The organism is Prauserella cavernicola (genome assembly GCF_016595675.1).
GTDB lineage: Bacteria > Actinomycetota > Actinomycetes > Mycobacteriales > Pseudonocardiaceae > Prauserella_A > Prauserella_A cavernicola.
On the sequence record NZ_JAENJH010000028.1, the window covers coordinates 1 to 1,806 of the forward strand.

Below are 1,806 nucleotides of genomic sequence, written 5' to 3' on the forward strand. Positions count from 1 at the left end.
GTTGTTGTGTGTGCAGTCGGGTAAGACGCTGAATGATCCGAACCGGTTCAAGTTCGATGGTGACGGCTATTATCTGAAGTCGTCGGAGGAGATGCGGGAGTACTGGGACAAAGAGGTTCCCGGTGCCACGGACAGCACACTGCTGATCGCCGAGCGCGTCGAGTCCTACGACGACGTCTACTCCCACAAGGACCGGATGCCGCGCTTCGACGTCCCCGAGGGCCAGACCACGGCGTCGTGGCTGCGCGAGGAGGTGGCGCGCGGGTTGCGCTGGCGGCTGCCCGACGGCGTGCCACCCGAGTACGTCGAGCGTGCCGACTACGAGATCGCGGTGATCACGGACAAGGGCTTCCCGGCGTACTTCCTGATCACGGCGGATCTGATGAACCACGCCCGCGAGGTCGGCATCCGGGTGGGCCCTGGCCGTGGGTCGGCGGCCGGGTCGCTGGTGGCCTACGCACTGGGCATCACCAACCTCGATCCGCTCGATCTGGGCCTGCTGTTCGAGCGGTTCCTCAACCCGGAGCGGGTGTCCATGCCGGACATCGACATGGACTTCGACGACCGTCGTCGTGGCGAGATGATCCGCTACGCCACGGAGAAGTACGGCGCCGAGCGGGTGGCGCAGGTGATCACCTTCGGCACGATCAAGACCAAGGCCGCGATCAAGGACTCGGCCCGGGTGCACTACGGCCAGCCCGGGTATGCGATCGCGGACCGCATCTCCAAGGCGCTGCCGCCGCCGGTCGCGGCCAAGGACATCCCGCTGTCCGGCATCGTCGACCCGCGGCACGACCGCTACGGCGAGGCCGCCGAGGTACGCGCCCTGCTCGAGCAGGACGACGACGTGTCCAGGATCTTCGACACCGCCCGCGGCCTGGAGGGCCTGATCCGCAACGCGGGCGTGCACGCGTGTGCGGTGATCATGTCGGCCGATCCGCTGCTCGAGACCATTCCGTTGTGGCGGCGCGACGACGGCTCGATCATCACCGGCTGGGACTACCCGTCGTGCGAGGCCATCGGCCTGCTGAAGATGGACTTCCTCGGCCTGCGCAACCTCACCGTCATCGGCGACGCGATCGACAACATCAGGGCCAACCGAGGGGAGGACATCGACCTCGACACGCTCACCGTGGACGATCCCGCCACCTACGAACTGCTGGTCCGCGGCGACAGTCTGGGCGTGTTCCAGCTCGACGGCGGCGCCATGCGCGATCTGCTGCGCCGCCTGCGCCCCACGGGTTTCGGCGACATCATCGCGGTCAACGCCCTCTACCGGCCGGGCCCGATGGCGATGAACACGCACAACAACTACGCGGACCGCAAGAACGGCCGCCAGGCCGTGGAGCCGATCCACCCCGAGCTCGCGGAGCCGTTGCGCGACATTCTCGCCGAGACGCACGGCCTGGTGGTCTATCAGGAGCAGATCATGCAGATCGCCCAGAAGGTGGCCGGGTACTCGATGGGTCGAGCGGACGTGCTGCGCCGCGCGATGGGTAAGAAGAAGGTGGAGGTTCTCGAGAAGGAGTTCGAGGGCTTCGAGTCGGGCATGCTCGCCACCGGCTTCTCGGGCGACGCGGTGCGCGCCCTGTGGGACACGATCCTGCCGTTCGCGGGCTATGCCTTCAACAAGAGCCACGCCGCCGGCTACGCACTCGTCGGCTATTGGACCGCGTTCCTGAAGGCGAATTATCCGGCTGAGTACATGGCGGCGTTGTTGACGTCGGTGGGGGACAACAAGGACAAGTCGGCGGTGTATTTGTCGGAGTGTCGGCGGTTGGGGATCAAGGTGTTGCCGCCGGATGT

Annotated in this window: 1 protein-coding gene; it reads left to right on the forward strand. The window is 66.5% G+C overall.

Annotation, left to right across the window (positions count from 1 at the left end; translation table 11 throughout):
* A partial coding sequence (gene dnaE, locus JHE00_RS34520; RefSeq protein WP_200326404.1) for a DNA polymerase III subunit alpha occupies positions 1-1,806 on the forward strand: 1,806 nt, incomplete at both ends.